14 protein-coding genes are annotated in these 16,193 nt (G+C 56.2%); 8 read left to right on the plus strand and 6 right to left on the minus strand.

Going from position 1 to position 16,193, the window contains the following annotated elements:
• Nucleotides 1–50: 50 nt before the first annotated feature.
• Nucleotides 51–752, minus strand: coding sequence for a helix-turn-helix transcriptional regulator (locus IB237_RS05815; RefSeq protein WP_192487612.1), 702 nt, complete (start codon nt 750–752; stop codon nt 51–53).
• 75 nt (nt 753–827) lie between these two features.
• Between IB237_RS05815 and IB237_RS05820 the strand changes: the two genes are divergently transcribed.
• Both IB237_RS05820 and IB237_RS05825 read left to right on the plus strand, forming a co-directional pair.
• Nucleotides 828–1,154 (plus strand): NIPSNAP family protein, encoded by a 327-nt coding sequence (locus IB237_RS05820; RefSeq protein ID WP_192487613.1) that lies wholly within the window; start codon nt 828–830, stop codon nt 1,152–1,154.
• On the plus strand, nt 1,151–1,498 hold the full coding sequence (locus IB237_RS05825; RefSeq protein WP_192487614.1) for an antibiotic biosynthesis monooxygenase: 348 nt from the start codon (nt 1,151–1,153) through the stop codon (nt 1,496–1,498). Before IB237_RS05820 ends, IB237_RS05825 begins: the two co-directional genes overlap by 4 nt.
• A gap of 109 nt (nt 1,499–1,607) precedes the next feature.
• Here the strand turns inward: IB237_RS05825 and IB237_RS05830 are convergent, their stop codons facing one another.
• Together IB237_RS05830 and IB237_RS05835 are read right to left on the minus strand one after the other, a co-directional pair.
• On the minus strand, nt 1,608–2,327 hold the full coding sequence (locus IB237_RS05830) for an anti-sigma factor domain-containing protein (RefSeq protein WP_192487615.1): 720 nt from the start codon (nt 2,325–2,327) through the stop codon (nt 1,608–1,610).
• On the minus strand, nt 2,324–2,881 hold the full coding sequence (locus IB237_RS05835) for a sigma-70 family RNA polymerase sigma factor (protein ID WP_246787701.1): 558 nt from the start codon (nt 2,879–2,881) through the stop codon (nt 2,324–2,326). Before IB237_RS05835 ends, IB237_RS05830 begins: the two co-directional genes overlap by 4 nt.
• 265 nt (nt 2,882–3,146) lie before the next feature.
• On the opposite strand from IB237_RS05835, the gene IB237_RS05840 reads away from it, so the two are divergent.
• A complete protein-coding gene (locus IB237_RS05840) occupies nt 3,147–3,932 on the plus strand; it encodes a DUF4394 domain-containing protein (protein ID WP_192487617.1) in 786 nt (261 codons plus the stop codon).
• Between the two features lie 104 nt (nt 3,933–4,036).
• Here IB237_RS05840 and IB237_RS05845 read toward each other — a convergent pair whose 3' ends face one another.
• The gene (locus tag IB237_RS05845; protein ID WP_192487618.1) at nt 4,037–6,997 is read right to left on the minus strand and encodes a ribonuclease E/G; all 2,961 of its coding nucleotides are present in this window, start codon (nt 6,995–6,997) and stop codon (nt 4,037–4,039) included.
• 650 nt (nt 6,998–7,647) lie between these two features.
• On the opposite strand from IB237_RS05845, the gene IB237_RS05850 reads away from it, so the two are divergent.
• The 3 genes from IB237_RS05850 (at nt 7,648) to prfB (ending at nt 13,029) form a co-directional block, all read left to right on the plus strand.
• Complete coding sequence (locus IB237_RS05850; RefSeq protein ID WP_246787651.1) at nt 7,648–8,913, plus strand: N-acetylmuramoyl-L-alanine amidase; 1,266 nt, start codon at nt 7,648–7,650, stop codon at nt 8,911–8,913.
• Nucleotides 8,914–9,311: 398 nt separating this feature from the next.
• Nucleotides 9,312–11,768: a penicillin-binding protein 1A gene (locus IB237_RS05855; protein WP_192487619.1), complete on the plus strand. Its 2,457-nt coding sequence runs from the start codon at nt 9,312–9,314 to the stop codon at nt 11,766–11,768.
• Nucleotides 11,769–11,897: 129 nt separating this feature from the next.
• Nucleotides 11,898–13,029 (plus strand): peptide chain release factor 2 gene (gene prfB / locus IB237_RS05860; RefSeq protein ID WP_192487620.1). Its coding sequence is split into 2 segments (ribosomal slippage): nt 11,898–11,966 and nt 11,968–13,029, totalling 1,131 coding nucleotides; the frame shifts between segments, so codons are not numbered across the junction.
• 289 nt (nt 13,030–13,318) lie between these two features.
• On the opposite strand, the gene IB237_RS05865 is transcribed toward prfB, so the two are convergent.
• Together IB237_RS05865 and IB237_RS05870 are read right to left on the minus strand one after the other, a co-directional pair.
• Complete coding sequence (locus tag IB237_RS05865; RefSeq protein ID WP_371815238.1) at nt 13,319–13,855, minus strand: hypothetical protein; 537 nt, start codon at nt 13,853–13,855, stop codon at nt 13,319–13,321.
• 4 nt (nt 13,856–13,859) lie between these two features.
• Entirely contained in the window at nt 13,860–14,633 is a 774-nt protein-coding gene (locus tag IB237_RS05870) for an NAD kinase (RefSeq protein ID WP_192487622.1), read from the minus strand.
• A 352-nt stretch (nt 14,634–14,985) separates the two neighbouring features.
• Here IB237_RS05870 and IB237_RS05875 point away from each other — a divergent pair, with 352 nt between their 5' ends.
• Both IB237_RS05875 and IB237_RS05880 read left to right on the plus strand, forming a co-directional pair.
• Nucleotides 14,986–15,897, plus strand: coding sequence for a PhzF family phenazine biosynthesis protein (locus tag IB237_RS05875; protein WP_192487623.1), 912 nt, complete (start codon nt 14,986–14,988; stop codon nt 15,895–15,897).
• 65 nt (nt 15,898–15,962) lie between these two features.
• Nucleotides 15,963–16,175: a hypothetical protein gene (locus IB237_RS05880; protein WP_192487907.1), complete on the plus strand. Its 213-nt coding sequence runs from the start codon at nt 15,963–15,965 to the stop codon at nt 16,173–16,175.
• The last annotated feature ends 18 nt before the right edge of the window (nt 16,176–16,193 follow it).

A 16,193-nucleotide genomic window follows, 5' to 3' on the forward strand; every position in this document is an offset into this window, starting at 1 on the left:
GCCTTGCGGCGATTTGCGGAATCAAACCCGCAGGCACTTGAATCAGTTTATCAACCGGCATTGTCGTCGGTGGTTTCATAGACAAACGTGCTTTCAAAAGCCGTACGGCCTTTGCTGGTGAAGGTCAGAACCCGACCTTCCGCACGCTTGATCCATTGTTTGTCCAGCATGGCGTTGAGCAGCGATGCACCGAGCGAACCACCAAGATGGTGGCGTCTTTCACTCCAGTCCAGGCAGTGCAGGCACACCGGACGACGCGCCTTTCGCAGGCTTTTCAGATCAATGCCGAAGTCGGAGAAAAACTGCTGGCCCTGATCGGTCAGAGTAATGGTTTCATCCTGCGAAATCACCAGACCGCGCTGGGTAATGCCGTGCAGCAATTGCACGCCGCTTTCCCCGGCCAGATGGTCATAACAGACCCTTGCTTCACGCAGCGCCGCGTCCTTGGGGCCAGTGCGGACCCGAACGGCGCCGGTGCGCTGGGCAAGCCCCATCAGCGCTTCGAGCACCTGCGCCACATCTTCGCCCGACAGACGGAAATAACGATGCCGTCCCTGTTTTTCGGCTTTCAGCAGATTGGCATCGCTCAGCTTGGAGAGGTGCCCGCTGGCCGTCTGTACCGTGACGCCGGCGGCGTTTGCCAACTCGCTGACGGTCAGCGCGCGGCCATCCATCAGCGCCGTCAGGATGTTGGCGCGGGCAGGGTCGCCGATCAGTGAGGCGATAGTTGCGATAATGGGTCCGTCTTTCATACTTCGATCATAGCCGAAGCATTGACGTACAGCAATGGCGTAGACCGGAGGCATGTCATACGAAAGGACATCGCTATGCTGACCTGCTTTATTCGATATGAGATTGACCCCTATAAGGTCGATTCTTTCGAACACTATGCCCGCAACTGGGGACAAGCCATTCCACGCTGTGGTGCAGAACTGATCGGTTATTACGCGCCGAAGGAGGGCTCTAGCACCATTGCCTACGGCGTCTATAATATCGAGAACCTCGCGGCCTATGAAGCCTATCGTGCACGTCTGGCAGCAGATCCACTCGGGCGTGACAACTACGAATTCGCCAGGCGCGAACAATTCATCCGCCGCGAAGACCGGCTATTCTTGCAACTGGCATCCGCACCACATGGGGAGAGTGAGCGATGATATCTGTGATATTCGAGGTGTGGCCAGCCGAGGGTGAACGGCAGCACTATCTCGACATAGCCGCCAGACTGCGCGCTGACCTCCAGACTATCGACGGGTTTATCTCGGTCGAGCGGTTTCAGAGCATCACCAATCCCGACAAGATGCTGTCGCTTTCGTTTTTCCGGGATGAGAAAGCAGTCAAAGCCTGGCGCAATCTCGATGCCCACCGCGCGGCCCAATCCGCCGGCCGCAATGGCGTCTTTGCCAATTACCGTCTGCGTGTTGCCAGCGTTATCCGTGATTATGGCTTAGATGAGCGCGAAGACGCCCCGCCGGACAGCCGCCAGCGTCATGAAGCATAGTCGCTGAAAAAGAGCACGGGCGCGCCGGCCATTTTTCCTCTCGCCAATCTGTCAGACAAAAGAAAACGCCCGCAGCGTCGTTGCGGGCGTCTTTTGTATTCGTCACGCTTTATCGCGGCGCTTTGGCGAAACCTTTGACAAGAATTGGCCCCGTGGGTCGACCAGTTGGTGATCCCCCAGCCGTTTCCAGCGTGATTTCGTAGAGCTGCTCTCCCTGCGGTTTGGGCAAGGCCGGTCCTTTCAGAGCAGCAGAGCGGCTGTTTTCGAGCAGACCGAGCGACACTGGCCCCATATCCTGAGAGGGCAGGGTCCACACCTGCAACGTCTTGCCTTCTGGGACAGTGAAATCGGCCAGCAGCTTCACCGTCGCCTGTTCGTTGCCGAAGTCTTCGACGATTGCCTGAGCTTCACCCTTGGCATCAAGCAGCACAGCGATCACGACAGGATCGGGTCTGGTGAGCAGGCTCCAGCCGAGCGTCACGGCAAGCAGCAATGTTGCTGCAAGCGAAGCCATCGCAGTCCAGCGCCAGCCGGACTTGACGTTGTCATTGCTGGCGGCAGGGGATGGCGCTGTGGCGATATCAGGGGCAGGGCGCGCAGCCGAAATACCAGCATCAATCCTCTGCCAGAGTTCCTCCGGCACGTCCAAAGGTTCGGCCGTCGCATCAAGCGGCAGAAAACGCTCGCGGCTCACAACGACCGCGGCACGCAGTTCGGCGTCTCTTTCGAGACGCACTTCGAAGGCCGCAGCCTCCATTGGCTCCATCAGGCCAAGGACATATTCATCGGCAAGGTGGATGATGTCGTGTTCAGGGTTGGTGCCGGTCATCGCATGCACTCCCTCAATGCGGAAAGTCCTCGTTTTATCCACGACTTTGCGGTGCCAAGCGGCAGCCGCAGGCGTCCGGCAATTTCGCCGTGAGTATAACCGCCGACATAGGCCATGAGGATTGTTCGCCGTCGCGTTTCTTCCAGTGCGCCAAGGCATTCATGCAGGCGGCTGCCACTTTCCAGACGTTGCCACGATGCCATGATCTGGTCGATCTGTTCGCGGTCCTGCAATTCCTCAAGTTTATCGCTGGTAACAAGATCTTCGCGTTTGCCATCCCGCAGCATGTTGAGCGCGTGGTTGCGAATAACGGCATAGATCCAGCCGCGTGCCGAACCGCGTCCCGGTTCAAATTGATGCGCCCTGGTCCATATACGGATGAACCCTTCCTGCACGGCTTCCTCAGCAAGATCGCGCCGCCTCAAAATGCGCTGGGCTACAGCCACCAGCCGTCCGGCCTCACTATCATAAATATGCCGCAGGGCTTTGCGGTCACCTTTTGCACAGGCTGCAAGCGCAGCGTTCAAATCTTCGCTTTGATCCTGCGTCACCAGCAAACGGTTCTCCTCCCGAACATGTCTCTCAAACGGGTATCTCACAGATAGGGCGCCTGTTCCAGACATCAGCTTGTCCTGTTTTTTGAACGCAAGGCTTCATCATTCTCTGTGGGGTTACCCCTCAAAGCCGCAAATGGATGCAGCATAATTTTTTTATTTGCCTGCATCCAAACGGCATCTCCCGTGTGTCTACCCATTGAGAGGCGCTTCACAGGTGTTGAAGCGGGGTTCTCTGAAACAGATATCCAAAGGGAGAAATGCCATGCACATGATCCGTTCCGTATTGATTGCCTCTACCGCCGTTCTTGCTGCCGCATCCGCACATGCCGCACCTGTTCTTGGCCTGACCGGCGACAAGACGCTGGTGATGTTTGACACAGACAAGCCGGAAGTTTCCAAGACCATGGATGTGACCGGTGTCGACAAGTTGGTGGGCATTGATTTTCGTCCCGGCAACAAGACCGTGGTCGGCGTAACGCCTGAGGGAACCATCGTCACAATCGATCTGACCAGCGGTGCCGCAACTGAAGTGGCCAAAATGGACAAGCCGCTGGGCATGACCGAGGCGCCTGTGGTCGTTGACTTCAATCCGATGGCAGACCGTCTGCGTTTCATGACCGGCACCACAAATCACCGTGTTCACCCTGATACCGGTGCTGTGACGGTTGACGGCACATTGGCCTATGAAGAGGGTGACATGCACAAGGGTGAAACACCCAACATCGTTGCGGCCGCTTACACCAACTCCTGGGGCAAGCCTGAAAAGACTGCGATGTACAATATCGATGCCACGATTGGCGCGCTGATCCAGCAGACCAAACCAAATGACGGTACGCTGAAAGCCATTGGCAAGCTTGGTATCGAAGGCACCCCGGCCACTTACGCTTTCGACATTCAAGGTGCGGAAGACGGCAAGAACACCGCCTATCTCGTCGCCAATAAAACCCTCTACACTGTCAATCTTGAGACGGGTGCTACCACGCAGGTTGGTGCAGTCACAGGTATCGACAACGAGGTGAGGGATATCGCTATCTTGCCTGCCATGTGAGGCAGCAACAGCTGAAACCTCACGCCAAGCAATGAATCAAAAAATGAAAAGCCGCCCGTAAGTGATTCTACGGGCGGCTTTTTTCGTATTCTATTAGGTTACTATCAGAAGAAACCGCGGCGCTGCCACCAGCCGCCCTTACGCGGCTTTGGATCATCGCCATCACCTTCGGTCGAGGCTGTGGACGTTACCACAGGCTCGGAAGATGAAACGTTCTCACCGCGGTTGGCGCGGACAGGTTTTGCGTCATCACTCAGATCGGCAGAAGCTTCACCAACTTCTTCAATCGCTGCGTCGACAACCGTCTCTTCAACAACCACAGGCTCTACGGTTTCAACCTTGGCCTTGGCAGGCTTTTCGGCTTTGGGAGCAGCAACAGCCTCTTCAGCTGGAGCGTCTTCCTGTGCCTTGGCCTTGCGGGTGCGGCGTGGCTTCTTGGCTTTTGGCTCTTCGGACACCACTTCGTCGCTACCACCTTCAACGACGCTAGCCGCGGTTTCTACAACGACGACGTCGCTTTCGCTGGCAACAGCGGTCTCAACCGCAACGCCTTCATCGGCAGTGCTGTTGTCGTCACCATCAGTTTCACCCGAGGCTTCGATATCGTTCTCTTCATCGGAGCGATTGCGACGACCACCGCGCTTGCCACGACGGCGACGCTTGCGCTTGTTTTCTTCGTCAGACGAACCGTTTTCAGCCGAAGCTTCATCGGCAGTCTCGTTGGCGTCACCACCAACGGTTTCTACGCCGTTGTCAGCATCGTCATCGCTCTCGTCGCCTTCATCATCGCCCTCGGCACCATTATCCTGTGCCTGCGCGTCCTGACCGTTCTGGCCGCCCTTGCGACGACGACGACGACGACGCTTGCGCTTGCCGCGATTGCCATCTTCATCACCCTCAGCGCGTGCCGGCTGGGCAACTGGTGCCTTGATGATTTCTTCCTCGTCTTCATCCTCTTCGATTTCGAAGACCGGATCATCTTCTTCTTCGATCACAGGCAGAAGCTGGAGCAGGCTTTCAATTCTGACCGGGTTTTCGACAGGTTCGCCACGATCGATAGCGAAGTGCTGCGAGCCAACGCTGGCATCGGCGGCGATGATGATCGACACGCCAAAGCGGTTTTCATAATCGACAATCGTGCCACGCTTGTGGTTGAGCAGGTAAAGGGCAGTGTCCGGCGTTGAACGCACAGTGATGTTGTGCGTTGTGTTTCGCAGCAGATATTCCTCGACGCCACGCAGCACGTGCAGGGCGATGGAAGACTCGGAGCGCACGTGGCCGGTGCCGCCGCAATGCGTGCACACCTGCGTCGTGGATTCCAGAACCGAAGCGCGAATGCGCTGGCGGGACATTTCCAGAAGGCCGAAATGCGAGATGCGGCCAACCTGAATGCGGGCGCGATCGTTTTTCAGGCAATCCTTCAATTTCTTTTCGACGGAGCGGTTATTGCGCTTTTCTTCCATGTCGATGAAGTCGATGACGACAAGACCGGCAAGGTCGCGCAGGCGAAGCTGACGTGCAACTTCTTCCGCTGCCTCAAGGTTCGTTGCCAGCGCGGTTTCCTCAATGGAATGCTCGCGGGTCGAACGGCCCGAGTTGACGTCGATGGAAACCAGAGCTTCTGTCTGGTTGATGATGAGGTAACCACCAGACTTCAGCGTGACCTGCGGCTGCAGCATGCGGTCAAGCTGCGCTTCGATGCCGGAGCGCGAGAAGATCGGGTGAATATCGCGGTAAGGTTGAACCACCTTGGCATGGCTCGGCATCAGCATCTTCATGAAGTCTTTTGCTTCACGGTAGCCTTCTTCGCCGGACACGATGATTTCGCTGATGTCGCGATTGTAGAGGTCGCGGATCGAACGCTTGATCAGCGAGCCTTCCTCGTAAACGAGGCAAGGGGCTGTGGAGTTCAATGTCAGTGTGCGGACATTTTCCCACAGGCGCATCAAGTATTCGAAGTCGCGCTTGATCTCGACACGTGTGCGGTTGGCACCTGCTGTACGCAGGATAACGCCCATGCCGTTTGGTACTTCCAGATCGCGTGCGATTTCCTTCAGGCGCTTGCGGTCCTGCGGCTGGGTGATCTTGCGGGAAATACCGCCGCCACGAGCCGTATTCGGCATCAGCACGGAGTAACGGCCGGCCAATGAAAGGTAGGTGGTCAGGGCTGCGCCCTTGTTACCGCGTTCTTCTTTGGCAACCTGAACCAGAATAATCTGGCGGCGCTTGATGACTTCCTGAATGCGGTACTGCTTGCGTGGCTTGCGCGCTACGCGATCAGGAACCTCTTCCATGGCATCTTCTGCGCCGACGGATTCGATAACTTCCTTCTCATGGTCGTCGTCATCGTCGTCATCGTCGTCAGAGCCATTGCGGCGAAGACCTTCGACCTCTTCCGAAATCGTGTCAGCGTCAACCATCGCAGCCATTTCGCCGCCTGGGGTCTCATCATCGCTGCCGTAAGCTTCGGCTGATGCTTCTTCTTCAGCATCGGCCTTCTTCTTGCGGGGCCGGCGTACGCGCTTCTTTGGCTTTTCTTCCTCGGCAGGTGCCTCAATGTTGGCGGCTTCTGCTTCTACGTCTGCAGGCGCAGCTTCAGCTTCAACTTCGGCAGTTTCCTGCGGCGCTGCGGATTGCGGCTCTGATGTGTCGGAGACTTTCGCATCAGTGCTCAGCGGTACAATGCCGATGTCCGGCTGGTCAGCTGTGGAAAGATCGACTGTCGCTGTATGGTCGTGCGGTGAATCCGCTGGCTCGAAATCATCGCTACCGCGATGTTCTTCGGCTTCTGCTCTCAGAAGTGCCTGACGATCCGCAAGCGGGATCTGATAGTAGTCGGGATGGATTTCTGCAAATGCCAGAAAGCCATGACGGTTCCCACCGTAATCGACGAAGGCTGCCTGAAGCGATGGTTCTACCCGGGTTACCTTTGCAAGGTAGATATTGCCCCGGATCTGCTTCTTGTGCTCGGATTCGAAGTCGAACTCCTCAATCCGGTTGCCTCTGACGACTACAACCCGCGTCTCCTCTTCGTGGGAGGCGTCGATAAGCATTTTGTCTGCCATGTAATCTCTGCTCCTCGACGCGACCCCGTGACAGACGAGGATCGTACCGCCGAAAAGGCGGTTCTCCCGTATCTATGAGAGGGTGCGTCGGAAATGATGTTTACCGCTTGGCGCGCGTCAACTGACAACAGCGAGGCGAAGGGCAATGCAAAATGCTTGCCGCTTTGGCCTTGTATGTAAGAAAGCTGTTGCAACGACACCATTTGCCCAAGCCGGTAATACGATAATAACTGGCCCCTTGAGGCCGATGAGTTTGCCCTTCCAGAAGGGCGGACGGTGGCATGCCACCGGGTATATGCCCGGCTCATGCCGGAATTGTTCCAGTTTCAGGAAAAATGTAGCGACGGCAGATGATTCCCGTTTTGCAGCGCCAGCGTCTTTACGATTGGCAGCCCTACGGGTATCTATCCCGTTAACATCTAAACCCTCAATTTGTGTTGTATGGTTTATCCGGCTCAATAGCAATAGGCACGCTAAATATGCCATATTGCTGGAGTAATTCAGGCGTTAACAAATGCTTCACCAATGGCTGTGAATGTGGTCTGACACGGACCGAAACAGGGCAGGGCGGCGCGGTTTCGAGAGGCATTGGGGGCTTTTGAAAGCACTTTTGCTAAAATGACGAATATGAAAAAAAGATTTGGGCTGTCATGATTATTGCACAAATGCGGGCGGCAATCCGGTGCTCGACGCGTATTACGCTGCGAATCACCCTTGCAGCCACTCTGACGGCAGTCACTTTCTTCTCCGTTCCAAACGCTGCTTTTGCAATCGGCGAGAGTTCAAGGATGGTGGCGAGCGCGGCCCGTATCGCCGGAAACGAAGCCCGTACCCGCGTTGTCATCGATTTTGCCGAAGAGCCGGAATTCGAGGTTCATTATCTCGATTCGCCGGAGCGTATCGTCGTTGATCTTCCATCCACCGATTTTGCATTCCCTGCCAAGGATCTCGAGGCTGCCGGCCTTTTCCGTGACGTGCGTTTCGGCACGATGGACGAGGGCCGCGCCCGGATCGTTCTGACCGCCAAGAAACCGGTGCGCCTGGCCATATCCGAGGTGCAGCCAAATTCTGAAGGCAATGGCGTTCGTCTGGTGCTGGACGCTGAAATCACCGACAAGGCGACCTTCGCCAATCTGGTCAAGGACCAGAGCTGGCAACCGCCATCTCCAGTCACCACCGCCTCGGTCGATGGCGTTGTCAGCGGCAAGAGTGACCGGCAGGCCCAGTTCATCATCGCAGTTGATGCCGGCCATGGCGGCATTGATAATGGTGCGCAGGGCGGCAAGACCGGTACGCATGAAAAAGACATTACCCTTGCCTTTGCCAAGGAACTGACAGAGCGGCTGAACAAGGAGCCCGGCATTCAGGCCGTGCTGACGCGCGAATCCGACGAGTTTCTGGCCCTTTCCGAGCGTGTGCAGATCGCCCGCCAGAAAGGCGCTAATCTTTTGATTTCCCTGCATGCCGATACGCTCAAACAAAAGGGCATTCGTGGCGCAACCGTCTACACCATATCAGACCGCGCATCCGACCGCATGGCGGCTGAACTGGCTGAGCGCGAAAACCTGTCCGACGAACTGGCCGGTGTTGCCATGCCGGCAAGCCAGCCGGAAGTGGCCGATATCCTGCTCGACCTGACACGGCGCGAGACACAGGCGTTCTCGGTGACCTTGGCCGGTAATATCCTGGCGTCGTTTGAAGGGCAGATCGGCCTGATCAACAACCCGCATCGCTATGCCGGTTTCCGCGTTTTGCAGGCGCCTGATATTCCCTCCATTCTGCTGGAAATGGGCTTCCTGTCCAATCCGGAAGATGAAAAGCTGTTGCTCGATGTCGAATGGCGTAAAAAGCTGGCCGATGTCATGGCAAAGGCGGTCGGAAAATATCACAATCAGTTCGTCGCCAACGGCGGTTGAAGCGTCCACTTTCCAGTAACTTTTTCGTGGGGTCGTGGCTTTTGCGGCGCCAAATACAACCACAGGGTTTGCTGCGGGAGAGGCAGTTCTCAGCTGTTTGACCTGTTGCGATAAGGTGACCCTTGGCCGGAAAAGGTCTTGGCAATGGCCCTAATGCCAGCTTTACTGGGGTAGGGCCCTATTTTACTCACATTCCCGGCGTTACTCGGCGTATGTGTGGGCGACTCGTCGCTTTTGCATAAAAGACTTTGTTTGGTGTGGCTTATGACCGGCTATATTGGCAAATGCTGATGTCCCGGCTTGTCATTGCCGGAGTGGTGTGCAAAACCGCACCGACTATGCGAAAATGCGCTTGATGGTGAGCGCGAATGCCACGTTCGGATTATCGGTAGCTTTATATGATAAGACTGATTGGATATTTCTTCGGTATTGCAAGCGCGCTTTTCCTGTGCGCTGCTGCAGGGGCTGCGCTTTATCTCTACACCCTTCGCGAGCAATTGCCGGACTATGCCGTTCTCAGCTCCTACGAGCCGCCGGTCACGACCCGCGTTCACGCCGGTAACGGTGCCCTGATGGCAGAATATGCGCATGAAAAGCGCCTGTTCCTGCCCATCCAGGCCATTCCAGACCGCGTGAAGGCTGCGTTCCTTTCCGCAGAAGACAAGAATTTCTATAATCACCCCGGCGTTGATATCTACGGTCTTGGGCGCGCTATTCTGGTCAACATCCAGAACCTCGGTTCCGGCCGTCGCCCGGTTGGTGCATCAACCATTACTCAGCAGGTCGCCAAGAACTTCCTGCTGACCAATGACCAGACCATCGACCGCAAGATCAAGGAAGCGATTCTGTCCTTCCGCATCGAGCAGACCTATTCGAAAGACAAGATTCTTGAGCTTTATCTCAATGAAATCTTCTTCGGTATGAATGCCTACGGTATTGCCGGTGCCGCGCTGACCTATTTCAACAAGTCGGTCACCGAACTGACCATTGCCGAAACCGCCTATCTGGCATCGCTGCCGAAGGGCCCGGCCAACTACCACCCGTTCCGTTACGAGAAGGCTGCTCTTGAGCGCCGTAACTGGGTGATCGACCGTATGGCCGAAAATGGCTACATCAACACCGCCGATGCGTCGGAAGCAAAAACCCAGCCGCTTGGCGTAAATCTGCGTCGCGGCGGTGCCCACCTGTTTGCGTCTGACTACTTCGCCGAAGAAGTCCGTCGCCAGATCGTTGATAAATACGGCGAGAAGGCCCTGCTGGAAGGTGGCCTTTCGGTTCGTACCTCGCTTGACCCGGTCTTGCAGGTTGAAGCCCGCAAGGCGCTGCAGGACGGTCTTCTTGACTATGACGAGCGCCGTGGTTTCCGTGGCCCGGTCGATGAGATTGACGTATCCGGTGATTGGGGCGCTGCCCTTGCCAAGATCCGTCCGCTGCGCGACGTGCCGGAGTGGAAACTGGCCGTGGTGCTGGATGCTGGCGATCAGTCCGTTGATATCGGCATGCAGCCGGAAACCGATGCCGGTGGCAAGGTTGTCCAGGACCGCGTCCGTGCAAGCATTCCAGCGGAAAACATGAAATGGGCTTACCGCGATGCGACCGGCAAGCGTAACACCGCCAAGTCGCCAAGTGGCGTTCTGAAGGCTGGTGACGTTGTCTATGTCCAGGCATTGACAGAAAACGGCAATACCTTCCGTCTTCGTCAGCCACCGAAAGTGCAGGGTGGCCTCGTTGCCATGGACCCGCATACCGGCCGCGTTCTCGCCATGGTTGGCGGTTTCTCCTACGGTCAGTCGGAGTTCAACCGTTCCACGCAGGCCATGCGCCAGCCTGGTTCGTCATTCAAGCCGTTCGTTTACGCTGCAGCGCTCGACAATGGGTATACGCCAGCTTCCGTTGTGATGGATGCGCCGATTGAGATCGTCTCTGGCGGTCAGGTCTGGCGTCCGCAGAACTACGGCGGTGGTTCCGCTGGTCCGTCGACACTGCGTCTCGGTATTGAGAAGTCTCGTAACCTGATGACCATCCGCCTTGCAGACGACATGGGCATGAACCTTGTTGCGGAATATGCGGAACGTTTCGGTATCTATGACAAGATGCTGCCGGTTCTCGCCATGTCGCTCGGTTCAGGTGAAACGACCGTGACCCGTATGGTCTCTGCCTACGCGGTTCTGGCCAATGGCGGCAAGCAGATCAAGCCAACCGTGATCGACCGTATTCAGGACCGTTACGGCAAGACGATTTTCCGTCACGAAGAACGCACCTGTGAAGGCTGCAACGCGCAGACCTGGTCAGGTCAGGACGAGCCGACCATCATCGATAACCGCGAACAGGTTCTCGACCCGATGACAGCCTACCAGACAACATCCATGCTGGAAGGCGTCGTCACCCGTGGTACGGCCGCTGGTAAGATTCCGGTCAAGGATCGTCCGGTTGCTGGCAAGACAGGCACCACCAACGATGAAAAGGATGCTTGGTTCGTGGGTTACACACCGGACCTCGTGGCTGGCCTTTACATTGGCTTCGATACGCCAGCACCGCTTGGTCGTGGTGGCACCGGTGGTTCGCTTGCAGCGCCAATCTTTGGCGAGTTCCTCGCAGCTGCTGCCAAGCACACACCGCCCGGCAAGTTCATCGTGCCTGAGGGGATGCAGTTCATCGCCGTCAACCGCAAGACCGGCATGTATGCCAATGAAGGTGATCCAGACACGATCATGGAAGCCTTCAAGCCAGGCACCGGCCCGGCCGACAGCTTCTCGGTTATCGGCATGGAAAACTACATGTCGCCGGAAGATATCATGCGTGCCTCACCACAGGCACAGCAGGCCATTACCAACGGTGGTGGCGGGCTTTACTAAGCTCCACACAACAATGCAGCGAAGGCGCGGGTCTTTACATCCGCGCCTTCGGCATTTATGCACCGGGGCCAGTTTTCCTGAGTGGGCTATGACGTCCAGAGACTTTCAACGAAGGTGAAATAGCAGCGAATGCGCAACGAGATTGTGAATGTTGTCGACGAAATCAAGCAGGCCATAAGCCTGCTGAGGAGGCATCTTTGACTGGGATCAGGCGATAAGACGACTGGACTGGTTGAATAACAAGGCAGAGGATCCAAACCTCTGGAACGATGCCACAGAAGCACAGAAGCTGATGCGTGAGCGCCAGCAGCTTGACGAAAGCATCAGCGGCGTCAAAGCCCTCGAGCAGCAGGTCAACGATAATATCGAATTGATCGAGATGGGCGAGGAAGAAGGCGATCAGGATATCGTCAAGGACGCCGAAGAGGCATTGAAGGCGCTGCGCAGCGAAGCCAACCGCCGGCAGGTCGAAGCGATGCTGTCTGGTGAAGCCGACGCCAACGACACCTATGTTGAAGTTCACTCTGGTGCTGGCGGTACTGAAAGCCAGGACTGGGCCAGCATGCTGTTGCGCATGTACACCCGCTGGGCTGAACGCCAGGGCTTCAAGGTTGAAGTGCTGGAAGTGCATGACGGGGAAGAGGCGGGCATCAAGTCTGCAACCATTCTCGTGAAGGGCCACAATGCATTCGGCTGGATGAAGACGGAATCGGGCGTTCACCGTCTGGTGCGTATTTCGCCCTATGACAGCAACGCGCGCCGCCACACCTCGTTCTCGTCGATCTGGGTTTACCCTGTTGTTGATGACTCGATCCAGATCGACATCAACGAAAGCGATTGCCGCATCGATACCTACCGTTCGTCGGGCGCCGGTGGTCAGCACGTTAACACCACCGACTCGGCCGTGCGTATCACGCATATTCCAACCGGTATCGCTGTGGCCTGCCAGCAGGAACGCTCCCAGCACAAGAACCGCGCCAAGGCGTGGGACATGTTGCGTTCGCGCCTGTATGAAGTCGAACTTCAAAAGCGCGAAGAAGCGGCCAATGCACAGGCAGCCTCCAAAACCGATATCGGTTGGGGTCACCAGATCCGCTCCTACGTTCTGCAGCCTTACCAGCTGGTCAAGGACCTGCGTACCGGCGTGGAAAGCACCGCTCCGATCAACGTGCTGGACGGCGATCTGAACGACTTCATGGAAGCCGCACTGGCTCACCGCATCAGCGGCGGTGCCGATATTGATGTTTCCGACATCGACTGATTTCAATATCTCCGTAAGGTGTATTGAAAACAAAGCATTAGAGCCTGTTGATGAATCAGATCGTGAGCGACTTGATTCAGTTTGACAGCACCAAAAGAACCCGCCTGAGCAACGCTTCGGCGGGTTTTCTTTTGGCAGCAAAGCGCTGCCTGAGATCAAGCTCCGGAGGAGACCAGGTATGTGGGCGTATTCATTTGCTCAGGCATAAAAAATCCCCGGTCGTGGCCGGGGATTGATCATGTCAGAAGTGATTGGTTCAGAACAGCCGCAGGCGGCTACTCCACAGCGTTCAGTTCGAGGCTCGCTCGATCTTCATGTCGCCAAGCTCATCAATCAGCACTGTCCAGGCTTCAGTCTCTGTCGACATCGGATCGGTCTTCAGGTGAACGGTAACAAATAGGCCCGGCACATTGCCGTTGCCTGACGAGCTTTCCGGACGAATGTCGGTGACATAGGCCTTGAACTTCGAAAACTCTTCCAGTTCCACCGTCTGGATCAGGTCAGGGCCATTTGGCGTGTAGGCAATCTGCTGCATAAAGATGCGTGCCGTGCCGTCATTCTGTCGCATCGCAACGACCTTGTAGTAACCACGGCGTGGCGGTGCGGCCGCAGGCGGTGGTGCTTCCGATGTCGCTGTCGTGGTCGTTGCCGCAGCGGGGGCCGGCTCGTCTTCCCAAAGGCCGCTGCTGGCGACGAAAATGGCAGCGACAGGCAGGTCCTCGATAGGGGAGGTTGGTGTCGTCTGAGCGTGAACGGCTTGCAGCGAAAGCGCAAACAGTGCGGCTGTCAGGAGGGCTTTTGTAACTAGACCTGGCATTTTCATCATTTCATCAGTTCGTGAATTGTTCAGCGAGAATTCGGTCCGACCATGAGCGGTCAGGATCGGACAAAATCACCGCAGTTCTATCCTGGGATTGTGCGATACGCACACTTACCACGGATTTAACCTCGGTGTGATCCGCAACCGCATTGACGGGGCGTTTTTCAACTTCCAACACATGAATATCCACCGTCACCTTGTTCGGCAACAATGCACCACGCCAGCGGCGCGGACGAAACGCGCTGACCGGGGTCAATGCGAGAAGGGGTGATTCCAGTGGCAGGATCGGCCCGTGAGCGGAGAAGTTATAGGCGGTGGACCCTGCAGGCGTTGCAACCATAACGCCGTCACAGATCAATTCCTCCAGCCGTATCTTGTCATCGACGGTCACCTTCAGCTTTGCAGCCTGGTGCGACTGGCGGAAAAGACTGACCTCATTCATGGCGAGCGCGGTAAATTCCGCTCCATGCACGTCCGTCGCGGTCATTTTTAATGGGTGGAAATCATTGCCGGTGGCAATCGCCACACGCTCATGCAGGTTGTCGACGCGGAAATCATTCATCAGGAAACCGACCGAGCCGCGGTTCATGCCATAGACACGTTTGCCGGAATTCATGGTTTCATTGAGGATCTGCAACAGAAAGCCATCGCCACCCAGCGCAATGATGACATTTGCCTCGTCAAAGGGGGCGTTTCCATACCGGGCAATCAATGCTTCGCATGCGGCGCGGGCATCCGGTGTGTTGGCGTGGACAAATGATAGCGACTGTTGTGAACCGGACATGCAATCTACCTTTTGGAACAGTACCTTGGTACAGGAAGTCAGGAGGGTGCGACAAGCTCTTTCAGGCCTGCAGCCGGCGCGTTTTATGATGTATGGCCTGATATTTTCGAACAAACGTCACAATGGTCGGCTCCCTGCCTGATTTGATGCACCCTATAGGCGGAAAATGGCAGTTCCTTATGACGGTGTCTGAAAATATGCGGCCGTTATGAAAACTGTTCACCATGCGCACGATTAATGGCGCTCCGACTTTATCAGTTGCAATGCCCATCATTTGCGGGCTTGCAGAGAAAGCCGGGGTCGGGCAGGTTGCGGCAAAAGCATAAGGAATAAAAAACGGCAGGAGACTGGTGTGGCGATCGAATACAGTATCTATGATGTTTTTACCGACAAACGTCTTGAGGGAAATCCTCTCGCAGTCATGTATGATGCTGATGGGCTTGATGACAAGACGATGCAAGCCATTGCTCGCGAGATGAACCTGTCGGAAACCGTGTTCATCCGCAAATCCGATAACCCTGCCTATGCCGCATCCTTACGCATTTTCACCCCCGGCGGTGAACTGCCCTTTGCAGGCCACCCGACAGTTGGGGCTGCCGTGGCACTGGGGGAGCGTAACCCCAATGGTGGCGACGTGGACATGGTTTGCGTTCTCGAGGAGAATGTGGGGCCAGTTCGCTGCGCCATCCGGCTTCGCAAGGATGCGCCTGGGTTTGCCGAGTTTGATCTGCCGCGAAAGTCTTCCCGTATCGAGCTGCCGCTTGACCGCGCGAAGCTGGCCGATGCACTCGGTGTCAGCGAAGGCAATATCGGTTTTGAAAATCACCAGCCCTCGATCTGGACGGCTGGTGTGCCATTCCTGCTGGTGCCGCTACACAATATCTCCACCATCAGAGAAATGGATTTTGATCCGCAATTGTGGGAACGCTCGGCGCCGCTTGTGGAGGGGAGGCTGGCTGCCTGCTACGTTTACTGTCGTGGTGGTGTGAACCACACCGCCAAATTTCACGCGCGCATGTTCTCGCCTGAAATGGGCATTGCCGAAGACCCGGCAACCGGTTCGGCTGCGGCGGCACTGTCCGGCGCCATCCATCATTTTGACGGCCTGTCCGATGGGCATTATCCGTTCATGATAGAGCAGGGCGTCGAGATGGGTCGCCCTTCCTTTATTCATCTGCATATAGATGTGAAGGCCGGTGATATATTCCGCGCACGTATTGGCGGCAGTGCCGTCCGCGTGGCGCACGGCACCATGGATATTTGATAAAAGCCTGAAAATTGGAACCATTTTTGTGGATTGCCCGTTTCCCTGACAGAAGGAGAAACGCGATGCAACACACGGGTAACGGCTCAGGTAGAAGTGGTAGCCGTCAACTGACGGCCGCAAATGGCGGAGCAAACTACTCTCCAAACATCATCCATTTGCATGGAACCCATGTGGCAATGATCTTTCGGCGTTTCTGTCCCAATCCTCTCGATCTGCGCAGCGAACGCCGGTCGGTGACGGATAAAGGTTCTGACGAACACGGTAAGAAAGCGTGATTTCGTGATTCTCGAATT

The organism is Agrobacterium sp. AGB01, from assembly GCF_014851585.1.
Lineage (GTDB): Bacteria > Pseudomonadota > Alphaproteobacteria > Rhizobiales > Rhizobiaceae > Agrobacterium.

What these genes read in the sequence shown, in the direction of transcription:
- IB237_RS05855 (WP_192487619.1), top strand. Translation starts at nt 9,312, where the DNA reads ATGATAAGACTGATTGGATATTTCTTCGGTATTGCAAGCGCGCTTTTC.
- IB237_RS05820 (WP_192487613.1), top strand. Translation starts at nt 828, where the DNA reads ATGCTGACCTGCTTTATTCGATATGAGATTGACCCCTATAAGGTCGAT.
- IB237_RS05840 (WP_192487617.1), top strand. Translation starts at nt 3,147, where the DNA reads ATGCACATGATCCGTTCCGTATTGATTGCCTCTACCGCCGTTCTTGCT.
- IB237_RS05845 (WP_192487618.1), bottom strand. Translation starts at nt 6,997, where the DNA reads ATGGCAGACAAAATGCTTATCGACGCCTCCCACGAAGAGGAGACGCGG.
- IB237_RS05850 (WP_246787651.1), top strand. Translation starts at nt 7,648, where the DNA reads ATGATTATTGCACAAATGCGGGCGGCAATCCGGTGCTCGACGCGTATT.
- IB237_RS05880 (WP_192487907.1), top strand. Translation starts at nt 15,963, where the DNA reads ATGCAACACACGGGTAACGGCTCAGGTAGAAGTGGTAGCCGTCAACTG.
- IB237_RS05870 (WP_192487622.1), bottom strand. Translation starts at nt 14,633, where the DNA reads ATGTCCGGTTCACAACAGTCGCTATCATTTGTCCACGCCAACACACCG.
- IB237_RS05830 (WP_192487615.1), bottom strand. Translation starts at nt 2,327, where the DNA reads ATGACCGGCACCAACCCTGAACACGACATCATCCACCTTGCCGATGAA.
- IB237_RS05825 (WP_192487614.1), top strand. Translation starts at nt 1,151, where the DNA reads ATGATATCTGTGATATTCGAGGTGTGGCCAGCCGAGGGTGAACGGCAG.
- IB237_RS05865 (WP_371815238.1), bottom strand. Translation starts at nt 13,855, where the DNA reads ATGATGAAAATGCCAGGTCTAGTTACAAAAGCCCTCCTGACAGCCGCA.
- IB237_RS05815 (WP_192487612.1), bottom strand. Translation starts at nt 752, where the DNA reads ATGAAAGACGGACCCATTATCGCAACTATCGCCTCACTGATCGGCGAC.